Origin of the sequence: Streptomyces sp. NPDC059009 (genome assembly GCF_042740175.1) — a bacterium.
Classification (GTDB): domain Bacteria; phylum Actinomycetota; class Actinomycetes; order Streptomycetales; family Streptomycetaceae; genus Streptomyces.
In genome coordinates this window covers 1-20,378 of the sequence record NZ_JBHYJB010000078.1, presented here as the reverse complement: position 1 = coordinate 20,378, position 20,378 = coordinate 1, and the positions used below count along the sequence as shown (strand labels likewise).

The following is a 20,378-nucleotide window of genomic DNA, read 5'->3' as shown; positions in this document are numbered from 1 at the left end:
GTCGACGGCGCCGACGCCGCCCGCTACCTGACCACGGTCAAGCAGATCCTCGAGGCCGGCGAGTTCGAGGTCGAACTCGGCCTGTAGGTCCCGTACGAGACGCTGTAACACTCGTCTCATCAGCGCGTACGCCCCCGCCCGGAGGTTTCCGGACGGGGGCGTCGCCGTATTGTCTAGGGGTCACCACGCCCTGGGGCGCCTGCCTGCCCCCGCCTGAGGAGCCCACATGACCGCGCCCGTCGTTCACTCGCTGCGCGAACAGATCCGCGAGCACATCGTGGAGGGGATCGTCAGCGGGCGCTGGAAGCCGGGCGAGCGCATCGTGGAGCGCCGTATCGCGGTGGAGCTGGAGGTCTCGCAGACCCCGGTGCGCGAGGCGCTGCGCGAGCTGGAGACGCTGCGGCTCATCGAGTCGGCGCCCAACAAGGGCGTCCGCGTGCGCAACTTGACCGCCGCCGACCTGGAGGAGAGCTACCCGGTCCGGGCCGGCCTGGAGGCGATCGCCGCCGAGCTCGCGGCGGAGCGGCTCGCCGAGGACTGCTCGGCCCTCGAACCCCATGTCGCCGCCCTGTACGAGGCGGACAGCGCGGCGGACGGCACCGCGCAGGTCCGGCACACGGTGGGCTTCCACCGGGAGCTGGTGCGGGCCGCCGGGAACTCGGTGCTCCTGCACACCTGGGAGGGGCTCGGCATCGAGGTCTTCACCGCGCTGTCGATCCGGTGGCTGGGCACGGTCCAGCAGTCGTACGCGGAGGAGCACGAGGAGCTCGTGGCGGCGTTCCGGCGACGGGACCCGGCCATCGCCGAGCTGGTCAAGTCCCATGTGCTGGGCTGCGCGCCGCGCGCCTGAGCCTTACCCGGGCGAGCCGCCGCTCATCCGAAGCGGCCGCGCTTCAAACGTCGCGCCCGCACCTCTCCCCACCTGCGCAAACCTTCATTTCCAAGGCACCCGGTGCCCATTTAGCTGGCACCGGATGCCGACTTTCTCGATCTGAAGAAGTTTTTCCCCTCAAGCTTTGATCGATCATCGATCGCAGGCTTACAGTCGACGACGGGCTCTCACCAGAGCCTCACGCCCTGTCCTGCCAGAGACCAAGGGCACCCCCGACCCTTTCCGTTAGGGCACCCCCCTCCGACTCAGGAAGGCGGCGACTATGACCGACCCCTCCGCTATCCAGCCGAGCGAGCTCGACCAGCTCCCGGACCGCGACCCCGAGGAGACCGCCGAGTGGCGCGCCTCCCTGGACGCCGTTACGCAGGCGGCCGGGCCGCACCGTGCCGCGTACCTGATGCGCCGCACGCTGGAGGGCGCCGAGGCGGGCGGTCTCGCGCTGCCGAAGCTGCTCGAGACGGACTACGTCAACTCGATCCCCACCTCCGCCGAGCCGGACTTCCCCGGCGACGAGGAGATGGAAGCCAAGATCACCGCGTACAACCGCTGGAACGCGGCCGCGATGGTGACCCGTGGCAGCAAGTACGGCGTCGGCGGCCACATCGCCACCTTCGCCTCGGCCGCCTGGCTGTACGAGACCGGCTTCAACCACTTCTTCCGCGGCAAGGAGGGCGACGGCTCGGGCGACCAGCTCTACATCCAGGGCCACGCCTCCCCCGGCATCTACGCCCGCGCGTTCCTCGACGGCCGCCTCAGCGAGCAGCAGCTCGACAACTTCCGGCGCGAGGCCGGCGGCAACGGCCTGCCCTCGTACCCGCACCCGCGGCGCCTGCCCTGGCTGTGGGAGTTCCCGACCGTGTCGATGGGCCTCGGCCCGCTGTCGGCCGTCTACCAGGCGCGGTTCAACCGCTATCTGTCGGCGCGCGGCATCAAGGACACGTCGAACTCGCACGTCTGGGCGTTCCTCGGCGACGGCGAGATGGACGAGCCCGAGTCGACCTCGGCGCTCACGCTCGCCGCCCGCGAGGGTCTGGACAACCTGACCTTCGTCATCAACTGCAACCTGCAGCGCCTGGACGGCCCGGTCCGCCCGAACTTCCGCGTGGTGCAGGAGCTGGAGGCCCAGTTCCTCGGCTCCGGCTGGAACGTCATCAAGTCCCTGTGGGGCAACGCCTGGGACGAGCTCTTCCGGCTCGACACCACCGGCGCCCTCCTGCGCCGTCTGCGCGAGGTCCCGGACGCCCAGTTCCAGACGTACCAGACCCGCGACGTCGCCTACATCCGCGAGCACTTCTTCGGCACGGACCCCGCGCTGATCGAGCTCGCCAAGGTGCTCTCCGACGACAAGGTCTCCGAGTGCTTCCACACCTCGCGCGGCGGCCACGAGCCCCGCAAGGTGTACGCGGCATACAAGGCAGCCGTCGAGCACAAGGGCAAGCCGACCGTGATCCTCACCCAGACGGTGAAGGGCTTCACGCTCGGCAAGGGCTTCGAGTCGAAGAACGCCAACCACCAGATGAAGAAGCTGACGATCGACGAGTTCAAGGACATGCGTGACCTCCTTGACCTGCCGATCCCGGACAGCCGCTTCGAGGACGGCGTCGTCCCGTACGCGCGTCCCGCCGAGGGCTCCCCCGAGCTGCGCTACCTCACCGAGCGTCGCGCCGCCCTGGGCGGTCCCGCCCCGGCCCGCCGCACGCAGCCGCTCGCGCCGCTGCCCGCGCCCGCGGACAAGGCGTTCGCCTCGTTCGACAAGGGCTCCGGCACGCAGAACGTCGCCTCGACGATGGCGCTCGTACGGCTCCTGAAGGACCTCGTCCGGGACAAGACGTCCGGCAAGCGCTGGGTGCCGATCATCCCCGACGAGGCGCGCACCTTCGGCATGGAGTCGCTGTTCCCGTCGCTCGGTCTGTACTCGCCCAAGGGCCAGACGTACGACCCGGTCGACCGCGACCAGCTCATGTACTACAAGGAGTCCGAGTCGGGCCAGATCCTCAACGAGGGGATCAACGAGGCCGGTTCGCTCGCCGACTTCATTGCCGCCGCCACGTCGTACTCGACGCACGGCGAGCAGATGATCCCGCTGTACATCTTCTACTCGATGTTCGGCTGGCAGCGCACCGGCGACCAGTTCTGGCAGCTCGGCGACCAGATGGGCCGCGGCTTCGTCATCGGCGCCACCGCGGGACGTACGACGCTCACCGGTGAGGGCCTGCAACACGCGGACGGCCACTCGCCGATGATCGCGGCCACCAACCCGGCGGCCGTGACGTACGACCCGGCGTTCGCGTACGAGATCGGCGCCATCATGAAGGACGGTCTGCGCCGTATGTACGGCGAGGCCAAGCCGGGCGAGGACCAGGACGTCTTCTACTACCTGACCGTCTACAACGAGCCGATGCCGCAGCCCGCGAAGCCGTCCGGCGACGCGATCGACGAGGGCATCATCAAGGGCCTCTACCGCTTCAACACCGCCGAGACCGCCGGGCTCTCCCCGGCCGCCAACGCCGCGCGCATCCAGCTGATCAGCTCCGGTACGGCCATCCACTGGGCCCTCAAGGCGCAGCGGCTGCTCGCCGAGGAGTGGGGCGTGGCCGGCGACGTGTGGTCCGCGACGTCCTGGACCGAGCTGCGCCGCGACGCCCTGGAGGCGGACGAGGCCATCCTGCGCGGCGAGGAGCGTACTCCCTACGTCCGCAAGGCACTTGAGGGTGCCGAGGGCCCGGTCCTCGCGGTCTCCGACTACATGCGGCAGGTCCCGGACCAGATCGCGCAGTGGGTCGAGCAGGACTATTCGTCGCTGGGCGCGGACGGCTTCGGTCTGTCGGACACCCGTGAGGCGGCGCGTCGCCACTTCGGTGTCGACGCGGAGTCCATCGTCGTGGCGGCGCTGGCCCAGCTGGCCCGCCGGGGCGAGGTGCCCGCTGCCGCAGTGAAGGAAGCGCGCGCGAAGTACGGGCTGTAAGCGCTGTAAGCCTTCGGCTGGATGCGGGAGCGGGTCCCTTCCCCTTGGGGGGTGGGGGCCCGCTCCTTTTTCGTGCGGGACGCGCCCCGTAAGGGGCGCGGGGAACTGCGCGACCAGCCCCCACCGGCCCGCGGGCGAAAGGGACGGGTGGGTGGGAAATCTCCGCCGCGAAACGGCGGGCGCGGAGGGGGTGCCGAAGCGCGGCATCATGGGGGCATGCGTGCCGCCCGCCTCATCAAGATGGTGCTTCTGCTGCAGTCCCGGCCCTCCATGACCGCCGCCGAGCTGGCGCAGGAGCTGGAGGTGTCCGAGCGGACCATCACGCGGGACGCGCAGGCGCTGTCGGAGGCGGGTGTTCCGGTGTACGCGGACCGGGGGCGGGCCGGTGGCTACCGGCTCATCGGCGGGTACCGGACCCGGCTGACCGGGCTCGGGCGGAGCGAGGCGGAGGCACTGTTCCTGTCCGGGGTGCCGGGCGCCCTGCGCGAGATGGGCCTGGAGGACGCCGCGTCGGCGGCCCGGCTCAAGGTGTCGGCGGCGCTCATGCCCTCGCTGCGGGACGCCTCACAGAACGCCGCGCAGCGCTTCCATCTGGACGCGCCCGGCTGGTTCAAGGAGACGCCCGCGCCCGAGCTGCTGCCCGCCGTCGCGGACGCGGTGTGGGACGACCGTCCGTTCCTGGCCCGCTACCGGCGCCAGGACACCGAGGTGGAGCGGGAGTTGGAGCCGTACGGGCTCGTCCTGAAGGCGGGCGTCTGGTACCTGTGCGCCCGCGCGGCGGACGCCGACGCGTTCCGGGTGTACCGCATCGACCGGTTCACGTCCGTTCGGAGCGCGGGCGGCGAACGCTTCGCGCGGGACGAGGAGTTCGACCTGCCGGGATTCTGGGAGGAGCGGGCCGCGCAGTTCGCGCGGGTGATCCTGCGCGAGAAGGCGGTGCTGCGGCTGACCGCCGAGGGTGCGCGGCACCTCCCGTACGTCATGGACCGCGCCGTCGCCCAGGAGGTCCTGGACGGCGCGGGCGCACCCGATGAGCAGGGCTGGATCACGATCGGCCTGCCCATCGAGTCCGTCACCGTCGCCTACTCCCAACTCCTCGCGCTCGGCGCCGAGGTGGAGGTCCTCGAACCGGCCGAGCTGCGGGAGCGGCTCGCCGAGACGGGGGCGCGGCTCGCGGCACTGTACGGGGGGCACGGTGGGCGCGGGCGTCACGAGGGTCACGAAGGTTACGAGGGTCACGAGGGTTTCGGGGGTGCGGGCGCGGCTACCGGTAGCCCGTGACGTCCGCCGGCTTGCCGGGCTCCTGGACCTCCGTGATGTAGCGCCACGCGTCCGGCGCCGAGCCGTCCACATCCGTCACCCCGTACTCCTGGGCGAGGCCGCCCGACGACAGGGACGCGCCGTTGAAGCGGTGCACGTCGGGGTCGGCGGCGAGTGCGGCCAGGCCCCGGCCGATGAAGGCGGGGGTCTCGGAGATCGCGAAGTGCGGGTCCTGCGCGCAGCCCTCCCGCCAGTTCTCCTCGGTCACCTTGAAATACGTGTCGAGCATCGCCTCGGAGCGCAGCCAGCCCGGGGTGATGCAGACGGCCGTGCAGCCGTACTCGGCCAGCTCCTCGGCGAGGCCGCGGGCCATCCGCAGCGGCGCCGCCTTGGCCAGGTCGTAGTAGAAGGGCTTGCGGTAGGTGCCGCCGTTGAACTCCTCGGTGCCGTCGGTGACTTCGACGACCAGGCCGCCGGGGTTGCGGACGAGCAGCGGCAGCGCGTACCGGCTGGTGACGATGTGGGACTCGACGCCGAGCCGCAGGATCCGCAGCCCCTTGTCGAGGTCGTGCTCCCACATCTTCTTGTCCCACTCGACGTGGACGTCGCCGCCCCAGATGTCGTTGACGAGGATGTCGAGGCGGCCCTGCTCCCGGTCGATGCGCTCGGTCAGGGCGCGCACCTGCTCCGGCTCCAAGTGGTCGGTGGGGACGGCGATCCCGGTGCCTCCCGCCTCGGTCACGAGGTCCGCCGTGCCCTCGATGGTCTCGCTGTCGCGGCCGGTCTCGCTGGTGTGGTCGCGGGTCGTCCGCCCCGTCACGTACACCGTCGCCCCGGCCCGGCCGAGCTCGACGGCCATGGCTCGGCCCGCGCCGCGGGTGGCCCCGGCGACGAGGGCGATCTTTCCTGCCAGTTCCGGCCGGCTGTCCTTCGTGTTCTCCATACGGAGAGCGTGGCACCGAAACCAGACACCTGCTGTCGGGGATTCCGGGGGTTTCCATGGGCATGTGCATGCATAACGACACAGCAGCATCCCTCGCGCTCCGCGTGCGTCCGCCTGTCCCAGGGCCGATGCTGGACCCGTGATGGACGAGACGGAGTTCTGGGAGATCGTGGACCGTACCCGCGAGGCCGCCGAGGGCGACCCCGAGGAGCACGCCGATCTGCTCGCGGAGCGGCTGCTGCAGTCCGATCCGGACGCCGTCCTCGACTTCGCCCGGCACTTCGAGTCCCGCTACAACCGTGCCTACCGCTGGGATCTGTGGGGCGCGGCCTGGGTGCTCCTCGACGGCGCGAGCGACGACGCCTTCGACTACTTCCGGTGCTGGCTGATCGGCCAGGGCCGGGAGGTCTTCGAGGGCGCCCTGCACGACCCCGACTCGCTCGCCGAGCTCCTCGACGACTTCGACGAGGAGCTCGACGGCGACGGGGAGGAGCTGGGGTACGCGGCCGACGAGGCGTACGAGCGGCTCACCGGGGTCGTCGCCCCCGACCTCGGCATCCCGCCCGCCCCGCCGGAGCCCGAGGGCACGCCCCTCGACTTCGAGAACGAGGCGGTCATGGCGCAGCGGTACCCGAAGCTGTGGGAGCGCTTCGGCACCGAAGCCTGAGCCTCCCGGACTCCCTCTCCTTCCGGACTCCCTCTCCTCCCGGACTACTTCTCTCAGAAGTGCGTGCCGCCGTCTATCCGGACCTCGGTGCCGGTGATGAACCTGCCGTCCTCCGAGGCCAGCATCGCGACCACGGAGGCGACCGTCTCCGGGCCCGCGAAGCCCTGGCCGATGGCCGGGGCGAGCTTCATGAACAGGCTCATGTCGGCGTCCTCGGGCAGGCCGGGGCCCGCGCTCTGCCGGGACTGGCCGGAGCCGTCGGTCATGCCGGACGAGATGGAGCCGGGCTGGACGGCGGTGAAGCGGATGCCCTGCTTCCCGTACTCGCTCGCCAGCGCGTGGGTCATGGACTGGATGCCGCCCTTGCTCGCCGCGTACGCCGCCATGTAGGGGTGGGCGAACATCGCCGAGGTGGAGCTGAAGTTGACCACCGCCGGGCCGTCGCCCTCCAGGAGCGCCGGGATCGACTCGCGGATCATCAGGAACGTGCCGGTCAGGTTGACGGCTATGACCTGGTTGAAGGCGTCGAGGGTGGTCTCGTGGGTGTGCGAGGAGCGGAGGATGCCCGCCGCGTTCACCAGCACGTCCAGGCCGCCGAGCGCGGCGGTGGCGGCGGCCACGCCCTCGCGGACCGAGGTCTCGTCGGCGATGTTCACCACGATCGTGGTGAGCCGCTCCGCGGCGGCGCCCGCCTTGGCCGCCGTGTCCTTGAGGCCGTCCTCGCTGACGTCGGCGGCGACGACCCGGCCGCCCTCGGCGAGCAGGCGCAGGACGGTGGCCTGGCCGATGCCGGAGCCGCCGCCGGTGACCAGGGCGCGGCGGCCTTCATAGCGGTTGAGGGTCTGCATGACGTACTCCCGGATGTGCCGAATCTCGGCCGCGCTGTCGACGGCGGCCCCGGATCGCGGCCCCATGACCCCGACCCGAACTACACAGTACGCCTCCATGGCACGTTTTGCCACCCTTGCGCATCATGCCGCACTGTCCGGCACGGCGTAGGCTTCGAGACGTGAGCACCCAGCCGTCCCCCGCCCCGTCCGCGCCCCCCGCGCTCTCCCTGACCGAGCGCCGCAAGCTGGCCACCCAGCTGGAGATCGCGAACGCCGCCGCCGAGCTCTTCACCGAGCACGGCCCCGACGGCACCACCGCCGAGGCCATCGCGAGCCGGGCCGGGGTCGCCCTGCGCACCTTCTACCGCTACTTCCGCAACAAGCAGGACGCGGTGGCGCCGCTGCTCGCCGTCGGCGGTGAGCGCTGGCGCGCGCTGCTCGCCGCGAGCGAGCCGGGCGCCGCGGTGCCGACGGCCCTGGAGGAGGCCATCGCGGAGGCCCTCGCGGCGCCCGACGAGGCGGCCGCCGACGGGCTGCGGCAGGCCCGCGGGCTGCTGCGCGCCGCCGCCGAGGACCCGGCGCTGCGGGCGGTCTGGTACCGCGTGAACCAGGACTCGGAGGAGCAGCTCCGGCCGGTCGTGGCCCGCCTCGCGGGCGAGGGCGCGAACCCGCTGGAGGTCCGCCTGGCCGCGGCCGCCGCGACGGACGCGATCCGCATCGCCCTGGAGAGCTGGGCGGAGACGGACGCGGACGTCACGGGCCCGGGCTCTCCCGCGGACCTCGCGGTGCGGTGCCTGCGCGAACTGATGGGCGGGATGGGCGTGTTGGGGACTCGCCAGAGGGGGCGCCAGGACTAGGGGGCGGGACCTAGGGGGCAGGGGGCCTAGCGCGCGGCGGGACCTAGGGAGCGGGGGGCCTAGCGCGGCGGGACCTAGGGGGGCGGGGGACCTAAGGGGGGCGGGACCTAGGGAGCGGGATTATGGGCGCTCACGCGCCGAGGGAGCCTCGCGCTCCGAGTCCGCCTCGTGCGCCGAGTGCACCTCGTGCGCTGGATGCCCCTCCTGCGTCGAGTCTGCCTCCTGTACTGCGTGCCCCTCCTGCACCGAGCCCGCCTCCTGCACTGCGTGCCCCTCCTGCACCGAGCCCGCCTCGTGCGCCGCGTGGTCCACCTCCGCTCCCGGCTCCACCTCCGGCGCCAGGACCAGCATCGTCGCGTCGTCCCTGATGCTCCCCGCGAAGCGCACGACGTCCTCCCAGATCCTCCTGGTCAGCTCCGCCGGCGCGTCCAGGACCGCCCCGTCGGCCTTGATGAGCGCGGCCAGCCGGTCGGCCAGCGGATAGAAGGTGCCCGACGCGTCCCGGGCCTCCAGCACCCCGTCGCTCAGGGCGAGCAGCAGGTCGCCGGGGTGCAGCCGGACGGTGCGGGGCTCGGGCGGGGCGAGTCCGGCGATGCCGAGGCCGAGGGGCGGGCCCGCGAAGACGGAGAGTTCGCTGATGTCGCGGCCGCACAGCAGGAGCGGAGGCGGGTGGCCGCAGGAGATCACGTGCACGACGTCGGAGTCGTCCGGGAACTCCAGGAGCACCGCCGTCGCGAACAGCTCGGCGTGCTCCTCCTCGGCCGCGTCCACGACGAGCCTGCGGTCCAGGCGCTCCGCGACGCCCGCCAGGTCCGCCGAGTCGAGGACCGCCTCCCGGAAGGCGCCGATCAGCGCCGCGACCGTGCCCACCGCGGCGAGCCCGTGCCCCTGGACGTCGCCGACCACCGCCACGACGCTCCGCGGCCCCTTGCGTACGTCGAAGAGGTCGCCCCCGACCAGCGTCTCGTGCTGGGCCGCCCGGTACAGGCCCGCGCACCGCACCCGCCCCACCCGCGCGGCCAGCGGCGGCAGCACCGCGAACTGGGCGGCCTCCGCGACCGTGCGCACCGTCACGAGCTGGGCGTCACGCCGCACCCGCACCCAGGAGATGACCACGCTGAGCAGCGCCACGAAGGCGACGGTCAGCAGGTCGCTCTGGCCGGGGTGGCCGAGCCCGAAGTCGGGCAGGGCGAGGAGCAGGACGACGCTGGCGCCGTAGAGGGCGGTGGCGCCGGGCCCGTACGAGAGTCCGGCCAGCGGCGGGACGGCGGCGAGGAGGAAGGTCAGGTCGACCGACTCGGGCGTGGCCAGCTGCACGACGCAGATGACCACCAGGAGCAAGGGGGCGGGCCAGCGCAGCCAGCTGGGCGGGGGTGTCGCACCGCGCAGCCAGCCGTGCCCCTCGTCCTTCCGGCGCCCGGCGGCGGCCCTGAACATCCGCTCGCTCCTTCCGGCGGCCCCCTCTCACGCTCCTACGCGCGCGGGGCCGCCGCACCCCGGGCCGGTCCGTCGGGGCCTTCGGCGGGCGGACCGCTCAGCGGGCCCGGCCCATGTCAGAGGGCCTGGCCCATGATCACGTCGTCCACGTAGGCGCCGTCCAGGAGGAACTCGCCGGGCAGCACGCCCTCGATCACGAAGCCCTCCGCCTCGTAGAGCTTGCGGGCCGGGGTGTTGTGCCCGAGGACGCGCAGCGTGATGCGGCGGGCGCCCTGCCGTCGGGCCTCCTGGACGGCCGCGCGGACCAGGGCGCGCCCGACGCCCGTGCCGCGCGCCTCCTCGGCGACGACGAAGCCGAGGATCTGGCGGACGTGCGCGTTGACGGCGAGCGGGGTGGGGAACCCGAGTCTGATGTAGCCGACAACTCTGCCGTCGGCCTCCGCCACCAGATGGTCGCGGGGGCCGAAACGCCCGGAGAAGAACGGGTCGTACGGCGGCTGGGGGCTGGGCTGGACCGAGTGCAGCGTCGACCAGGTGACCCGGTCCAGGAGGCCGAGCGCTTCCTCGTCCTCCGGTCGTGCGGTGCGTATGTACGTCTCCGGCATGAGCGCCACTGTACGGCGGAGGTGTGACGGCCCGGAGCGGATATTCGCGGGAGGATGGAGCCATGGAACCCACGCGTCCTACGCAGCAGGAGCAGTCCGGGCAGCCGGGCCCGCGGTACCGCGTCGCCGTCGCCGGGGCCTCCGGGCTGATCGGCTCGGCCCTCGCGCGCTCACTCGCCGACGACGGCCACGAGGTGGTGCGGCTCGTGCGCAGAGCCCCCCGCGCGCGGGACGAGGTGCGCTGGGATCCGGCGCGTTCCGAGGTCGACGCGGACGGCCTCGCGGGGTGTGCGGCGGTGGTGAACCTGGCGGGCGCCGGGATCGGGGACCACCGCTGGTCGGACGCGTACAAGCGGGAGTTGCGGGACAGCAGGGTGCGGGGCACGGAGACGCTCGCGCGGGCCGTCACCGCGCTGGCCGAGCCGCCCCGGGTGTTCCTGTGCGGCAGCGCGATCGGCTACTACGGAGACACCGGTGAGCGCGCCGTGGACGAGACCGCCCCTCCAGGAGAGGGTTTTCTGCCCTCCATGTGCGTGGAGTGGGAGGCGGCCGCGGCCCCCGCCCACGAGGCGGGCATCCGCACCGTCCTCGCCCGTACCGGTCTGGTCGTGGCGCGCGGGGGCGGGGCGTGGGGGCGGCTCTTCCCGCTCTTCAAGGCGGGCCTCGGCGGCCGGCTGGGCGACGGCCGCCAGTACTGGAGCTTCATCTCCCTGCACGACGAAGTGGCCGCCCTGCGCCACCTCTTGGACGCCACGGACCTCTCCGGCCCGGTCAACCTGACGGCGCCGCACCCGCGCACCAACCGTGAGGTGACGGCCGCGATGGGCCGCGTCCTGCGCCGCCCCACGCTCTTCCCGGCCCCGGCGCCCGCGCTGCGCCTGGTCCTCGGCGAGATGGCGGGCGACGTCCTGGCGAGCCAGCGCGTGCTGCCGACCCGCCTGGAGGAGTCCGGCTTCACCTTCGCGTTCCCCGACATCGAGGAGGCGCTCCGCGCGGCGCTCGACTGAGGACACACCGAGAGCACGAGGACGCACCGAGAACACGAGGACACACCGAGAACACGCGGCACCGGGCCCGGCCCGCGCACCCGGTGGCCGCGGAGCCCGCCCCCCGGAGGACCCCGGCTCGCGCGCCCGGCGGATGCGCCATCGTGCGCCCATGCCCGGCCGATGCGCGACTGCTTCTGGAGGACCCGGCTCCTACCCTCGTTGCGAACTCGCGTATTCCGGAACTCTGTTGGGGGCATGACGTCTCCAACAGCCGCACGACCTCGGGGAGGGGCACGTGCCAGAGCCTGCGCGCCATGCGGATGTCGTCATCGTGGGAGCCGGGGTCGCCGGGCTCTCGGCCGCACATCGCCTGACCAGTGCGGGAGTAACGACCGTCGTCCTGGAGGCCGCCCCTTACGTGGGGGGCCGCATGTCGACCGAGAAGGTCGACGGCTTCCGGCTCGACCGGATCGGGCAGCTCCTCACCACCACGTATCCCGAACTGCGCCGCACCCCGGGCCTGGACTCCCTGGTGCTGCGGCCGTTCTCGCCCGGCATCCTGGTCCACGGCGAGGGGCGCCACCACCGTGCGGCGGTGCCGGTGAGCGCCCGGAGCGCGAGGGGCGCATTATCTGCGGCGCGCGCCCTCGCGAGCGCCCCCCTCCGGCCCACCACCCCGCTCGGCGGCGGCCTCGACCAGGCCCGCCTCGGCGCGGCCCTCGCCCGGATCGCCGCGACCCCCGTCGAGCGCCTCCTCGCCCGCCCCGAACTCCCCGCGCGGGCCGCCCTGTCCGCGCGCGGGCTGCCCGCCCGCACCATCGACGGCTTTCTGCGGCCGCTCCTGTCGGCCCTGCTGTGCGACCCGCACCTGACGACGTCCAGCCGGTGCGCCGACCTCGCCCTGCACGCCTTCGCCGGCGGCCGCCTCTGTCTGCCCGAGGGCGGCAGCGACGTCCTGCCCGACCTGCTCGCCGCCGCGCTGCCCACGGGCACGGTGCACACGAACGTCCGCGTCACCGACATCTCCACGACCTCCGTCACCACCGCGGAGCACGGCCACATCGCCTGCCGCTCCGTCCTGCTGGCGACCGACGCCCGCGCCGCCGCCGCGCTCCTGCCCGGACTGCGCGTGCCGCCGTTCCACGAGGTGACCGTGGTGCACCACGCCGCCCCCGAACCCCCGCTCCACGAGCCCGCGCTGCTCCTCGACGCCGACCGTCGCGGCCCCGTCGCCCACACCTCCGTCATCAGCGAGGTCGACCCGACGCGCGCCCCCGCCGGCCGCGCCCTGATCTCCTCGACGGTCCTCGGCCCGCCGCCCCCCGAGCGCACCGTCCTCGCCCATCTCGCCGAGCTCTACGGCACGTCCACCACCCACTGGGAGCTGCTCACCGTGCACCACACGCGCGAGGCCGTGCCCGCGATGTCCCCGCCGCACGACGCGCGCCGCCCGGTGCGGCTGCTCTCGGGCCTCTACGTGTGCGGGGACCACCGGGAGACCAGCACGGTCCAGGGCGCGCTGCACTCGGGCCGCCGCGCCGCCGACGCCGCCCTCGCCGACTTCGGCATCCGGACCGTGAACGCCGAGCGGGCGTTACCCACAGCCGCCTGACCCATCCGACCTCTGGGTCGACCGAGCCACCTCCCGAGAAGCCCCCGCGCCCCCCACGCGGGGGCTTCGTTCTGTTCCGTGCGGTGCGTGCCGAGCGATCCGCCGAACCTCGTAACTCCCCTTGCTCCAGCGCATTTTCGCCGCTACCGTCCCACCGGACCGCCAAGCCCCGGGAGGACCGACATGCGTCGCACCGTGCCCGTGTTCGCTCTGATCCTCGGCCTATTCATAGGAGCTCTCGGTCTTCCGGGCACCACGCCGCCCGCACATGCCGCCGACGCCCCGCCCGCCGTCGTCCCCCGCCCCACCGACTGGACCCCGCTCGACGGCCGCACCGCGCTCACGCCGCGCTCCCGCATCCTGCTCGACCCGCGCACCGCGTCCACGACCGCGCTCCCCTCCGGCCGAGCCGAACTCCCCGGCCCCGCAAGGGAATCCGTGCGCGAGCTGGCCGAGCAGCTGCGCGCCGACCTCCGGCGGACCAGCGGCCTCGCACCGCGCATCAGCACCGACCCGGCGCACCCGGCCCCCGGCGACATCGTCCTCACGCTCGCCGACGACCCCCGACTCGGCCCGGAGGGCCACCGGTTCGACAGCGCGGGCCCGGTCCGCGTCACCGCCGCCTCCACCCACGGCCTGTACTACGGCACCCGCACCCTCCTGCAGCTGCTGCGCGCCACCGACCCCGGCCACCGCGCCCTGCCCCGGGCCCGCGCCACCGACGTCCCGGCGCAGCCCGTGCGCATGGTCCACCTCGACGCGGGCCGCAAGTACTGGAAGATCTCCTACCTGGAGAACCTGATCCGCAGGATGGGCGACCAGAAGCTCAACACCCTCTTCCTGCACCTGTCGGAGTCCGAGGGCTTCCGCCTCTACAGCCCGAGGTTCCCCGGCCTCGCCGACCCCCGGCACAGCTACAGCCGCGCCGACATCGAGCACCTCAAGTCCTTCGCGGCCCGCCGCCACGTCCAGCTGATGCCGGGCCTCGAACTCCCCGGGCACGCGACGGCGATCAGCGAGACGTTCGGCATCGGCTTCGGCTCGGGCGCGAACCCCTGCACCGGGGCGCACACCCACTCGCACCTCACGCCCGACTGGATCATCGACATGACCAGCGGAAAGGCCATGGAGAAGGCGAAGGAGATCGTCGACGAGTTCGCGGGCTGGTTCGACGCGCCGCTGTTCTCCGTCGGCGCCGAGGAGGTGCCCGGCCAGCTCGCCGAGTGCCCGCGCGTCAAGGACTATCTGGCCGCGGCCCCGGACGTCGCCACCCTCGGCGACCTCCTCAACCGCACCATCAACACCCTTGACGACGTGGTGACGTCACACGGCAAGCGCACCGCCGTCTACAACGGCTCGGAGCACCTCACCGCGCCCCAGCAGCGCGTCCACTCCCCCGTCGTCTTCCTCACCTGGGAGGGCAGCGGCGCCGAACCCGAGATCCCCGGCCACGACGAGATCGCCATCGGCCCCTTCTACGACACCCCGAACAACTATCACCACAAGTACCCCGACGAGCCCTGGATGTACGACAGTTGGGCCCCGAACACCGACCCCGACATGCTCGGCTCGGGCGTCACCAACTGGGCGGACTACAACTTCTGGTCCGACGACGCCTACTTCGAGCAGCACATGGCGGGCGCCCGCGCGATCCTGGCCGACCGGGCCTGGAACAAGTCCGCGACGCCCGACTCCCTCACCGACTTCCGCGCCCGCGTGCGGCGGATCGGCGACCCTTCCCCAAGCTCTCAACTCCGTTCGAGCAGGGGAGACCCCATGGCCATCACCCACGCCCCGACCCCACCCCGCGTCGACGACGGCCGCCCGAGCCACCACTGGACCTTCGACACCGCCCCCTACCCGGCGGGCTGGACCTGGGCGGGCAGCCCCGGCAACACCCTGTTCGCCGAGGACACGGCGGGCGGCCTGCCCGGCACCTCGTACATCATCGACAACCCGGCACCGGTGGCCGACGGTGTGCGCGGCGGGGCCTGGCGCTTCGACTCCGACCGGGACGGGGTGGGCTTCGGCGGCGTGGACCTGGCGGAGCCCTGGACGGTCTCGGTGGCGGTCCGGCCCACCGCCCGCACCGCCGACCAGGTGCTCCTCAGCTCCCGGGCGGGCGCCCTGAAGCTGATGCAGCACGGCACGGGCGAGGTCGGCCTCACCCGGTACGGGGCGGTCGACCACAGCTTCGGCTTCACGCTGCCGCTGGACCGCTGGACCCGGCTGACGTGGGTGACGACACCGGGGCGCACGACCCTGTACGCGGACGGGAGGCGGATCGGCGCGGTGGCCGACTCGATCCCCCTCCCCCTCCGCTCCATCGGCACCGAGAAGGCGAGCCTCCGCGGCGACCTGGACGAACTCCTCGTATGGGACGAGGAGTTGACGCCCCGGCAGACAAGTGGCTACCCGAGGGCGGCCACCCGGTCCCGGTAGTTGCGCACCGGCCCGGCGTCGCGGTACGGCTCCAGGCGGCGCTCGAAGTCCCGTACGTACTCATGGGCGCGCACCGACCGCATCTCGCCGGCCGCCTGGGCCGCCTCCGCACCGAGCGCGCACGCCTGCTCCAGCTCGCCGAGGCCAAGCCGTGCGGTGGCGAGCACGACCCGGCAGAACAGCCGGCTGCGGGCGTAGCCGACGGCCCTCAACTGCAGGGAGCGCTCGGCCTGTTGGACCGCCGCACGGTACTGCTGGAGGTCGCGGTGGCAGTGCCCGAACTCGTCGGTCAGCTGGGCCTCGTCGAAGAAGCGGGCCCAGTGCGGCACGTCGTCGCCGGGCCGGGCGGCCTCGAAGGCGTTGGTGGCCCGGGCCATGGAGGTGGTGCAGGCCCGCACCTCGCCGAGCACCCCGTGCCCGCGCGCCTCGACCGCGTGCAGCAGCGCCTGGACGAGGGGCGGCGCCGAGGAGCCGACGCCCTGCTGGGCGACCCGCGCCAGCTGCACCGCCTCCCGGCCGTGCCCCAGATAGACGGCCTGGCGGCTCATGGTGACCAGGACGTAGCTGCCGTAGGCCCGGTCCCCCGCGGCCTGCGAGAGGCGCAGCGCCTGGACGTAGTAGCGCTGGGCCAGTCCGTGCGCCGCGATGTCGTACGAGGTCCAGCCCGCGAGCCGGGTCAGGTCGGCGGTGGCCGCGAACAGGCGCCGGCCGGCCTGCTCGCCGTAGCTGCCGCGCAGCATCGGCTCGGCCTCGTGCTCCAGGTAGCGGACGAGGGCCTGGCGGGCGTGCCCGCCGCCGTAGGCGTGGTCGAGGGCGCGGAAGAGGTCGCCGACGGAGCGGAGCGCCGCGATGTCGCCGCTGGTCACCCGCTGCCCGGGGCCGCGGTCCGCCTCCCTGCGCTGCTGCCGGGGCACCACCGGGCGCCCCTGGGACGGCACCCGGGGCTGGCCGTGCGGGCCGTGCGGGGCGGGTTCGCCGCGGCCGACGCGCTCGTCGGCCCGGCCGATCAGCCAGTCCCGGCTCGGCACCACGAGGCCCGCCGGGGTGAAGGCGATCTTCCGCAGTTCGGCGTGGCTGCCCGAGTCCTTGCGCCAGAGGCCGCCGACGATGTCGACGGCCTCCTCCGGCGTCGCGGCGAACTCCAGCCCCGCGTAGACCGGGGCGCAGGCGTCGAGGCCGAGATCCTGGGCGGACAGGCGCCGCCCGAGGCGCCGGGTGAAGACCTCGGCGATCAGTGCGGGCGTGGTGCCGCGGGGCTGCTGTCCGCGCAGCCAGCGGGTGACGGAGGTCTTGTCGTACCTGAGGTCGAGGCCGTGCTCCAGACCGAGCTGATCGACGCGGCGCGCGAGCCCCGCATTGGAGAAGCCCGCCTCCGCGATGAGTGCGGCTAGTTGGCGGTTGGGCGTGCGCTGCGGGGGTCGTTCCGTCATCGGCTGTGCGGTCTCCTGCCTTCCGGGCGGTGCTGTGAGCAGCCCTTATGGCCTCGTGAACGGCGCGAATGTAGCGGCCGGGGCCGCCCCCGTCGGGACCTTCTCTACGCATTCATCCGATCGTGTGAGGATTGACCGGTGGGCTGACGCGCCACATCGGGTCGTACAGTGGCGCGGGGCGCGATACGTGCACGGCGAAGGTTTTTTAGGGAGGCACTTGCCGTGAGTGAGATGCAGTTCGTCCGGTTGGGTTTTGGCGCGGACGCCGTCGAGTACCAAGAAGCCTGGGACGAGCAGCGCCGGGTGCACGCCGCCCGCTTCGCCGACGAGGTGCCGGACACCTGCCTGCTCCTGGAGCACCCGCCCGTCTACACCGCGGGCCGCCGCACCGCCCCCGAGGAGCGGCCCCTGGACGGCACCCCGGTCGTGGACGTGGACCGCGGCGGCAAGATCACCTGGCACGGCTACGGCCAGCTCGTCGGCTACCCGATCCAGAAGCTGCCCCGCCCCGTCGACGTCGTGGCCCATCTGCGCCGTCTCGAGGACGCGATGATCGCGGTCTGCGCCGAGTTCGGCATCGAGGCCACGCGGATCGAGGGCCGGGCGGGCGTCTGGGTCCTGGGCGACCCCGTACAGCAGCAGGCGGCTCTCGGCGGGCTTTCGCTCGACTTCAACCCCGACCTCCAGCTGGACGAGGAGTTCGACCACCGGCTCGTCGGCCCCGAGTACGCGCCGTCGAACGCCGGGCAGCGCCGCCAGGACCGGAAGATCTGCGCCATGGGCATCCGGGTCGCCAAGGGCGTCACGATGCACGGCTTCGCGCTGAACGTGAACCCGGACACCTCCAACTTCGACAAGATCATCCCGTGCGGCATCCGCGACGCGGGCGTCACCTCGCTCGCGTACGAGCTGGGGCGCGAGGTCACCATCGAAGAGGTGCTCCCGGTCGCCGAGAAGCACGTCCGCGCCGTCCTGGAGCACGCGGACCTCAAGCCGCGCACCGTCGAGAAGGCCACCGCCTGACGGCCACGGCCGAAGAGCCCGGCGCGGGATCGGGGGAATGCACCCCGACGGCCAGAGGTTGGCTGTCCGTGAGGGCCATGAACATCACGGGCGTACCCTGAGGTACGCCGAGGAATCAAAGCTTTAGGGAGCCGGTCGTGTCCGCAGTCGCACCCGACGGACGCAAGATGCTGCGCCTGGAGGTCCGCAACAGCCAGACCCCCATCGAGCGCAAGCCCGAGTGGATCAAGACCCGGGCGAAGATGGGCCCCGAGTACAACGCCCTGCAGAAGCTCGTGAAGAGCGAGGACCTGCACACGGTCTGCCAGGAGGCGGGCTGTCCCAACATCTACGAGTGCTGGGAAGACCGCGAGGCCACCTTCCTCATCGGCGGTGACCAGTGCACCCGCCGCTGCGACTTCTGCCAGATCGACACCGGCAAGCCGCAGGCCCTCGACCGCGACGAGCCGCGCCGCGTGGGCGAGTCCGTCGTGAAGATGGACCTGAACTACGCCACGATCACCGGCGTCGCCCGCGACGACCTGGAGGACGGCGGCGCCTGGCTGTACGCGGAGACGGTCCGCCAGATCCACGCGATGACGGCGGAGCGCGCCGACGGCTTCACCAAGGTCGAGCTGCTCATCCCCGACTTCAACGCGGAGCCGGACCAGCTGGCCGAGGTCTTCTCGTCCCGCCCCGAGGTGCTCGGCCACAACGTCGAGACGGTGCCGCGCATCTTCAAGCGGATCCGCCCCGGCTTCCGCTACGAGCGCTCCCTCGAGGTCCTCACGAAGGCCCGCGAGGCCGGCCTGGTCACCAAGTCCAACCTGATCCTGGGCATGGGCGAGACCCGCGAGGAGGTCAGCGAGGCGCTGCGCCAGCTGCACGAGGCGGGCACCGAGCTCATCACCATCACCCAGTACCTGCGCCCCACGCCGCGCCACCACCCCGTCGAGCGCTGGGTGAAGCCGGCCGAGTTCGTGGAGCTCAAGGAGGAGGCCGAGGAGATCGGCTTCTCGGGCGTCATGTCCGGGCCGCTGGTCCGCTCCTCGTACCGCGCGGGCCGCCTCTTCCAGATGGCGGTCGAGAAGCGCGGCGCGTACGTCGCCTCGCAGGCGGTGTGAGCCCGCTCGGGCATGCGCACGAGCGCCCGCGTGTGAATCCGCGCACAAGCAACTACCGCCCAGTATTGGTGCGTTGACCACGGCCCGTACGATCCCCGCAGGTGAGGGGGAACGTACGGGCCGCGTCAGGATTCAGAGCCCTCGCGTCAAGGCTTCATCGGTGTTTGACCGCTCGGTCACGTCCTGGTAACACCAATCAGTGACCCTGCTATTACCGCACGTACAGCCTTACCCATAGCCGCTCGAGCCGCTCTCCAGGAGGGCATCACCATGCAGGCCGCGCCCGTACGCGCCACCGCCATCCCGTCCGTCACCGACGCACTGCGCGCCGTTGAGTCGCTGCTGATGGGCAGCGGCCAGCGCACCGCTCGCCGCAACGCCTGGACGTCCGTGCTCGAGGACCGGCGCCGCGCCAAGGACCGGGTCGAGGCTCAGCGCGTCTTCGAGGACGTGGCCACCCGCACGTCGTAGTCGCCTCCGCGGCCACGTAGACTCCCTGGCATGGCGAGGAAGGAAACCGCGGCGGACGCCGCGAACCCCGGGCGACTCAAGCAGATCGCTCTGACGTACCAGATGACGCGTAGGGCCGACTCCAAGATCGGTCTTGTCATCGCCGCTGTGGGAATTGTCACCTTCGGTGTCTTCCTCGCGATCGGCTTTCTGATCGGGCATCCGATCTATCTCGGCATTCTCGGCTTCGTGCTCGCCTTCCTCGCGATGGCGATCGTGTTCGGGCGCCGGGCCGAGCGGGCCGCCTTCGGGCAGATGGAAGGTCAGCCGGGAGCGGCGGCCGCGGTGCTCGACAAGATCGGCCGCGGCTGGACCACGACCCCGGCGGTGGCGATGAACCGCAGCCAGGACGTGGTGCACCGCACCGTCGGCAAGGCGGGCATCGTCCTCGTCGCCGAGGGCAACCCGAACCGCGTGAAGAGCCTGCTGGCCGCCGAGAAGAAGAAGATGGCCCGCGTCGTGGGCCCGGACGTCCAGGTCCACGACTTCATCGTCGGCACCGGCGAGGGCCAGGTCGAACTGAAGAAGCTCCGCACCACGCTCCTCAAGCTCCCCCGCGTCATGCAGGGCCCGCAGGTCACCGCGACCAACGACCGCCTCAAGGCGATGGGCGACCTGATGAGCAACATGCCGCTGCCGAAGGGTCCGATGCCCAAGGGCATGCGGATGCCGCGCGGCGGCGGTCCGAAGGCGCGCTGACGCCACCGTCCTTCATACGTCGATGGGGCGCCGCACCCCCAGGTTACGCGCCCCCACCACGGATTCGGGGAGGGGCTAAAAACCCAGCTAAGCAACAGTCAAATATAAAAAAAA

The 20,378-nt window shown here is 72.3% G+C and carries 17 protein-coding genes; 12 read left to right on the top strand and 5 right to left on the bottom strand.

Annotation, left to right across the window (positions count from 1 at the left end):
• Positions 1 to 226 precede the first annotated feature (226 nt).
• The 3 genes from ACFWYM_RS43810 (at position 227) to ACFWYM_RS43800 (ending at position 5,138) form a co-directional block, all read left to right on the top strand.
• Entirely contained in the window at positions 227 to 850 is a 624-nt protein-coding gene (locus ACFWYM_RS43810) for a GntR family transcriptional regulator (protein WP_384851013.1), read from the top strand.
• Positions 851 to 1,154: 304 nt separating this feature from the next.
• Positions 1,155 to 3,857, top strand: a complete 2,703-nt coding sequence (aceE, locus tag ACFWYM_RS43805) for a pyruvate dehydrogenase (acetyl-transferring), homodimeric type (RefSeq protein WP_384851012.1) — start codon at positions 1,155 to 1,157, stop codon at positions 3,855 to 3,857.
• Positions 3,858 to 4,073: 216 nt separating this feature from the next.
• Complete coding sequence (locus tag ACFWYM_RS43800) at positions 4,074 to 5,138, top strand: helix-turn-helix transcriptional regulator (RefSeq protein ID WP_384851010.1); 1,065 nt, start codon at positions 4,074 to 4,076, stop codon at positions 5,136 to 5,138.
• On the opposite strand, the gene ACFWYM_RS43795 is transcribed toward ACFWYM_RS43800, so the two are convergent.
• The gene (locus ACFWYM_RS43795; protein ID WP_384851008.1) at positions 5,122 to 6,060 is read right to left on the bottom strand and encodes an SDR family oxidoreductase; all 939 of its coding nucleotides are present in this window, start codon (positions 6,058 to 6,060) and stop codon (positions 5,122 to 5,124) included. The two genes, ACFWYM_RS43800 and ACFWYM_RS43795, sit on opposite strands and share 17 nt — an antisense overlap.
• A 142-nt stretch (positions 6,061 to 6,202) precedes the next feature.
• Between ACFWYM_RS43795 and ACFWYM_RS43790 the strand changes: the two genes are divergently transcribed.
• Positions 6,203 to 6,727, top strand: coding sequence for a DUF4240 domain-containing protein (locus ACFWYM_RS43790; protein WP_384851017.1), 525 nt, complete (start codon positions 6,203 to 6,205; stop codon positions 6,725 to 6,727).
• Between the two features lie 53 nt (positions 6,728 to 6,780).
• Here the strand turns inward: ACFWYM_RS43790 and ACFWYM_RS43785 are convergent, their stop codons facing one another.
• The gene (locus ACFWYM_RS43785) at positions 6,781 to 7,575 is read right to left on the bottom strand and encodes an SDR family NAD(P)-dependent oxidoreductase (protein ID WP_384851015.1); all 795 of its coding nucleotides are present in this window, start codon (positions 7,573 to 7,575) and stop codon (positions 6,781 to 6,783) included.
• A 161-nt stretch (positions 7,576 to 7,736) separates the two neighbouring features.
• Between ACFWYM_RS43785 and ACFWYM_RS43780 the strand changes: the two genes are divergently transcribed.
• Positions 7,737 to 8,414, top strand: a complete 678-nt coding sequence (locus tag ACFWYM_RS43780) for a TetR/AcrR family transcriptional regulator (RefSeq protein ID WP_384851006.1) — start codon at positions 7,737 to 7,739, stop codon at positions 8,412 to 8,414.
• Positions 8,415 to 8,534: 120 nt separating this feature from the next.
• Here the strand turns inward: ACFWYM_RS43780 and ACFWYM_RS43775 are convergent, their stop codons facing one another.
• Both ACFWYM_RS43775 and ACFWYM_RS43770 read right to left on the bottom strand, forming a co-directional pair.
• Positions 8,535 to 9,851: a PP2C family protein-serine/threonine phosphatase gene (locus ACFWYM_RS43775; RefSeq protein WP_384851004.1), complete on the bottom strand. Its 1,317-nt coding sequence runs from the start codon at positions 9,849 to 9,851 to the stop codon at positions 8,535 to 8,537.
• A 116-nt stretch (positions 9,852 to 9,967) separates the two neighbouring features.
• On the bottom strand, positions 9,968 to 10,456 hold the full coding sequence (locus ACFWYM_RS43770; RefSeq protein WP_384851002.1) for a GNAT family N-acetyltransferase: 489 nt from the start codon (positions 10,454 to 10,456) through the stop codon (positions 9,968 to 9,970).
• A 62-nt stretch (positions 10,457 to 10,518) separates the two neighbouring features.
• On the opposite strand from ACFWYM_RS43770, the gene ACFWYM_RS43765 reads away from it, so the two are divergent.
• The 3 genes from ACFWYM_RS43765 (at position 10,519) to ACFWYM_RS43755 (ending at position 15,499) form a co-directional block, all read left to right on the top strand.
• Complete coding sequence (locus ACFWYM_RS43765; protein WP_384851000.1) at positions 10,519 to 11,463, top strand: TIGR01777 family oxidoreductase; 945 nt, start codon at positions 10,519 to 10,521, stop codon at positions 11,461 to 11,463.
• A 277-nt stretch (positions 11,464 to 11,740) separates the two neighbouring features.
• On the top strand, positions 11,741 to 13,057 hold the full coding sequence (locus ACFWYM_RS43760; protein WP_384850998.1) for an NAD(P)/FAD-dependent oxidoreductase: 1,317 nt from the start codon (positions 11,741 to 11,743) through the stop codon (positions 13,055 to 13,057).
• 183 nt (positions 13,058 to 13,240) lie between these two features.
• Positions 13,241 to 15,499 carry a family 20 glycosylhydrolase gene (locus ACFWYM_RS43755; protein WP_384850996.1) on the top strand — a complete coding sequence of 753 codons (2,259 nt, stop codon included), beginning with the start codon at positions 13,241 to 13,243 and terminating at the stop codon, positions 15,497 to 15,499.
• Here ACFWYM_RS43755 and ACFWYM_RS43750 read toward each other — a convergent pair.
• Positions 15,469 to 16,929: a regulator gene (locus ACFWYM_RS43750; protein WP_384850994.1), complete on the bottom strand. Its 1,461-nt coding sequence runs from the start codon at positions 16,927 to 16,929 to the stop codon at positions 15,469 to 15,471. The two genes, ACFWYM_RS43755 and ACFWYM_RS43750, sit on opposite strands and share 31 nt — an antisense overlap.
• A gap of 222 nt (positions 16,930 to 17,151) precedes the next feature.
• Here ACFWYM_RS43750 and lipB point away from each other — a divergent pair, with 222 nt between their 5' ends.
• The 4 genes from lipB to ACFWYM_RS43730 all read left to right on the top strand — a co-directional run bounded on the left by lipB (position 17,152) and on the right by ACFWYM_RS43730 (position 20,264).
• The gene (lipB, locus tag ACFWYM_RS43745) at positions 17,152 to 17,952 is read left to right on the top strand and encodes a lipoyl(octanoyl) transferase LipB (RefSeq protein ID WP_384850992.1); all 801 of its coding nucleotides are present in this window, start codon (positions 17,152 to 17,154) and stop codon (positions 17,950 to 17,952) included.
• Between the two features lie 137 nt (positions 17,953 to 18,089).
• The gene (locus tag ACFWYM_RS43740; protein WP_384850990.1) at positions 18,090 to 19,055 is read left to right on the top strand and encodes a lipoyl synthase; all 966 of its coding nucleotides are present in this window, start codon (positions 18,090 to 18,092) and stop codon (positions 19,053 to 19,055) included.
• Between the two features lie 270 nt (positions 19,056 to 19,325).
• Complete coding sequence (locus ACFWYM_RS43735) at positions 19,326 to 19,526, top strand: hypothetical protein (protein WP_384850988.1); 201 nt, start codon at positions 19,326 to 19,328, stop codon at positions 19,524 to 19,526.
• Between the two features lie 30 nt (positions 19,527 to 19,556).
• Positions 19,557 to 20,264, top strand: a complete 708-nt coding sequence (locus tag ACFWYM_RS43730; RefSeq protein WP_384850986.1) for a DUF4191 domain-containing protein — start codon at positions 19,557 to 19,559, stop codon at positions 20,262 to 20,264.
• Positions 20,265 to 20,378: the final 114 nt, after the last annotated feature.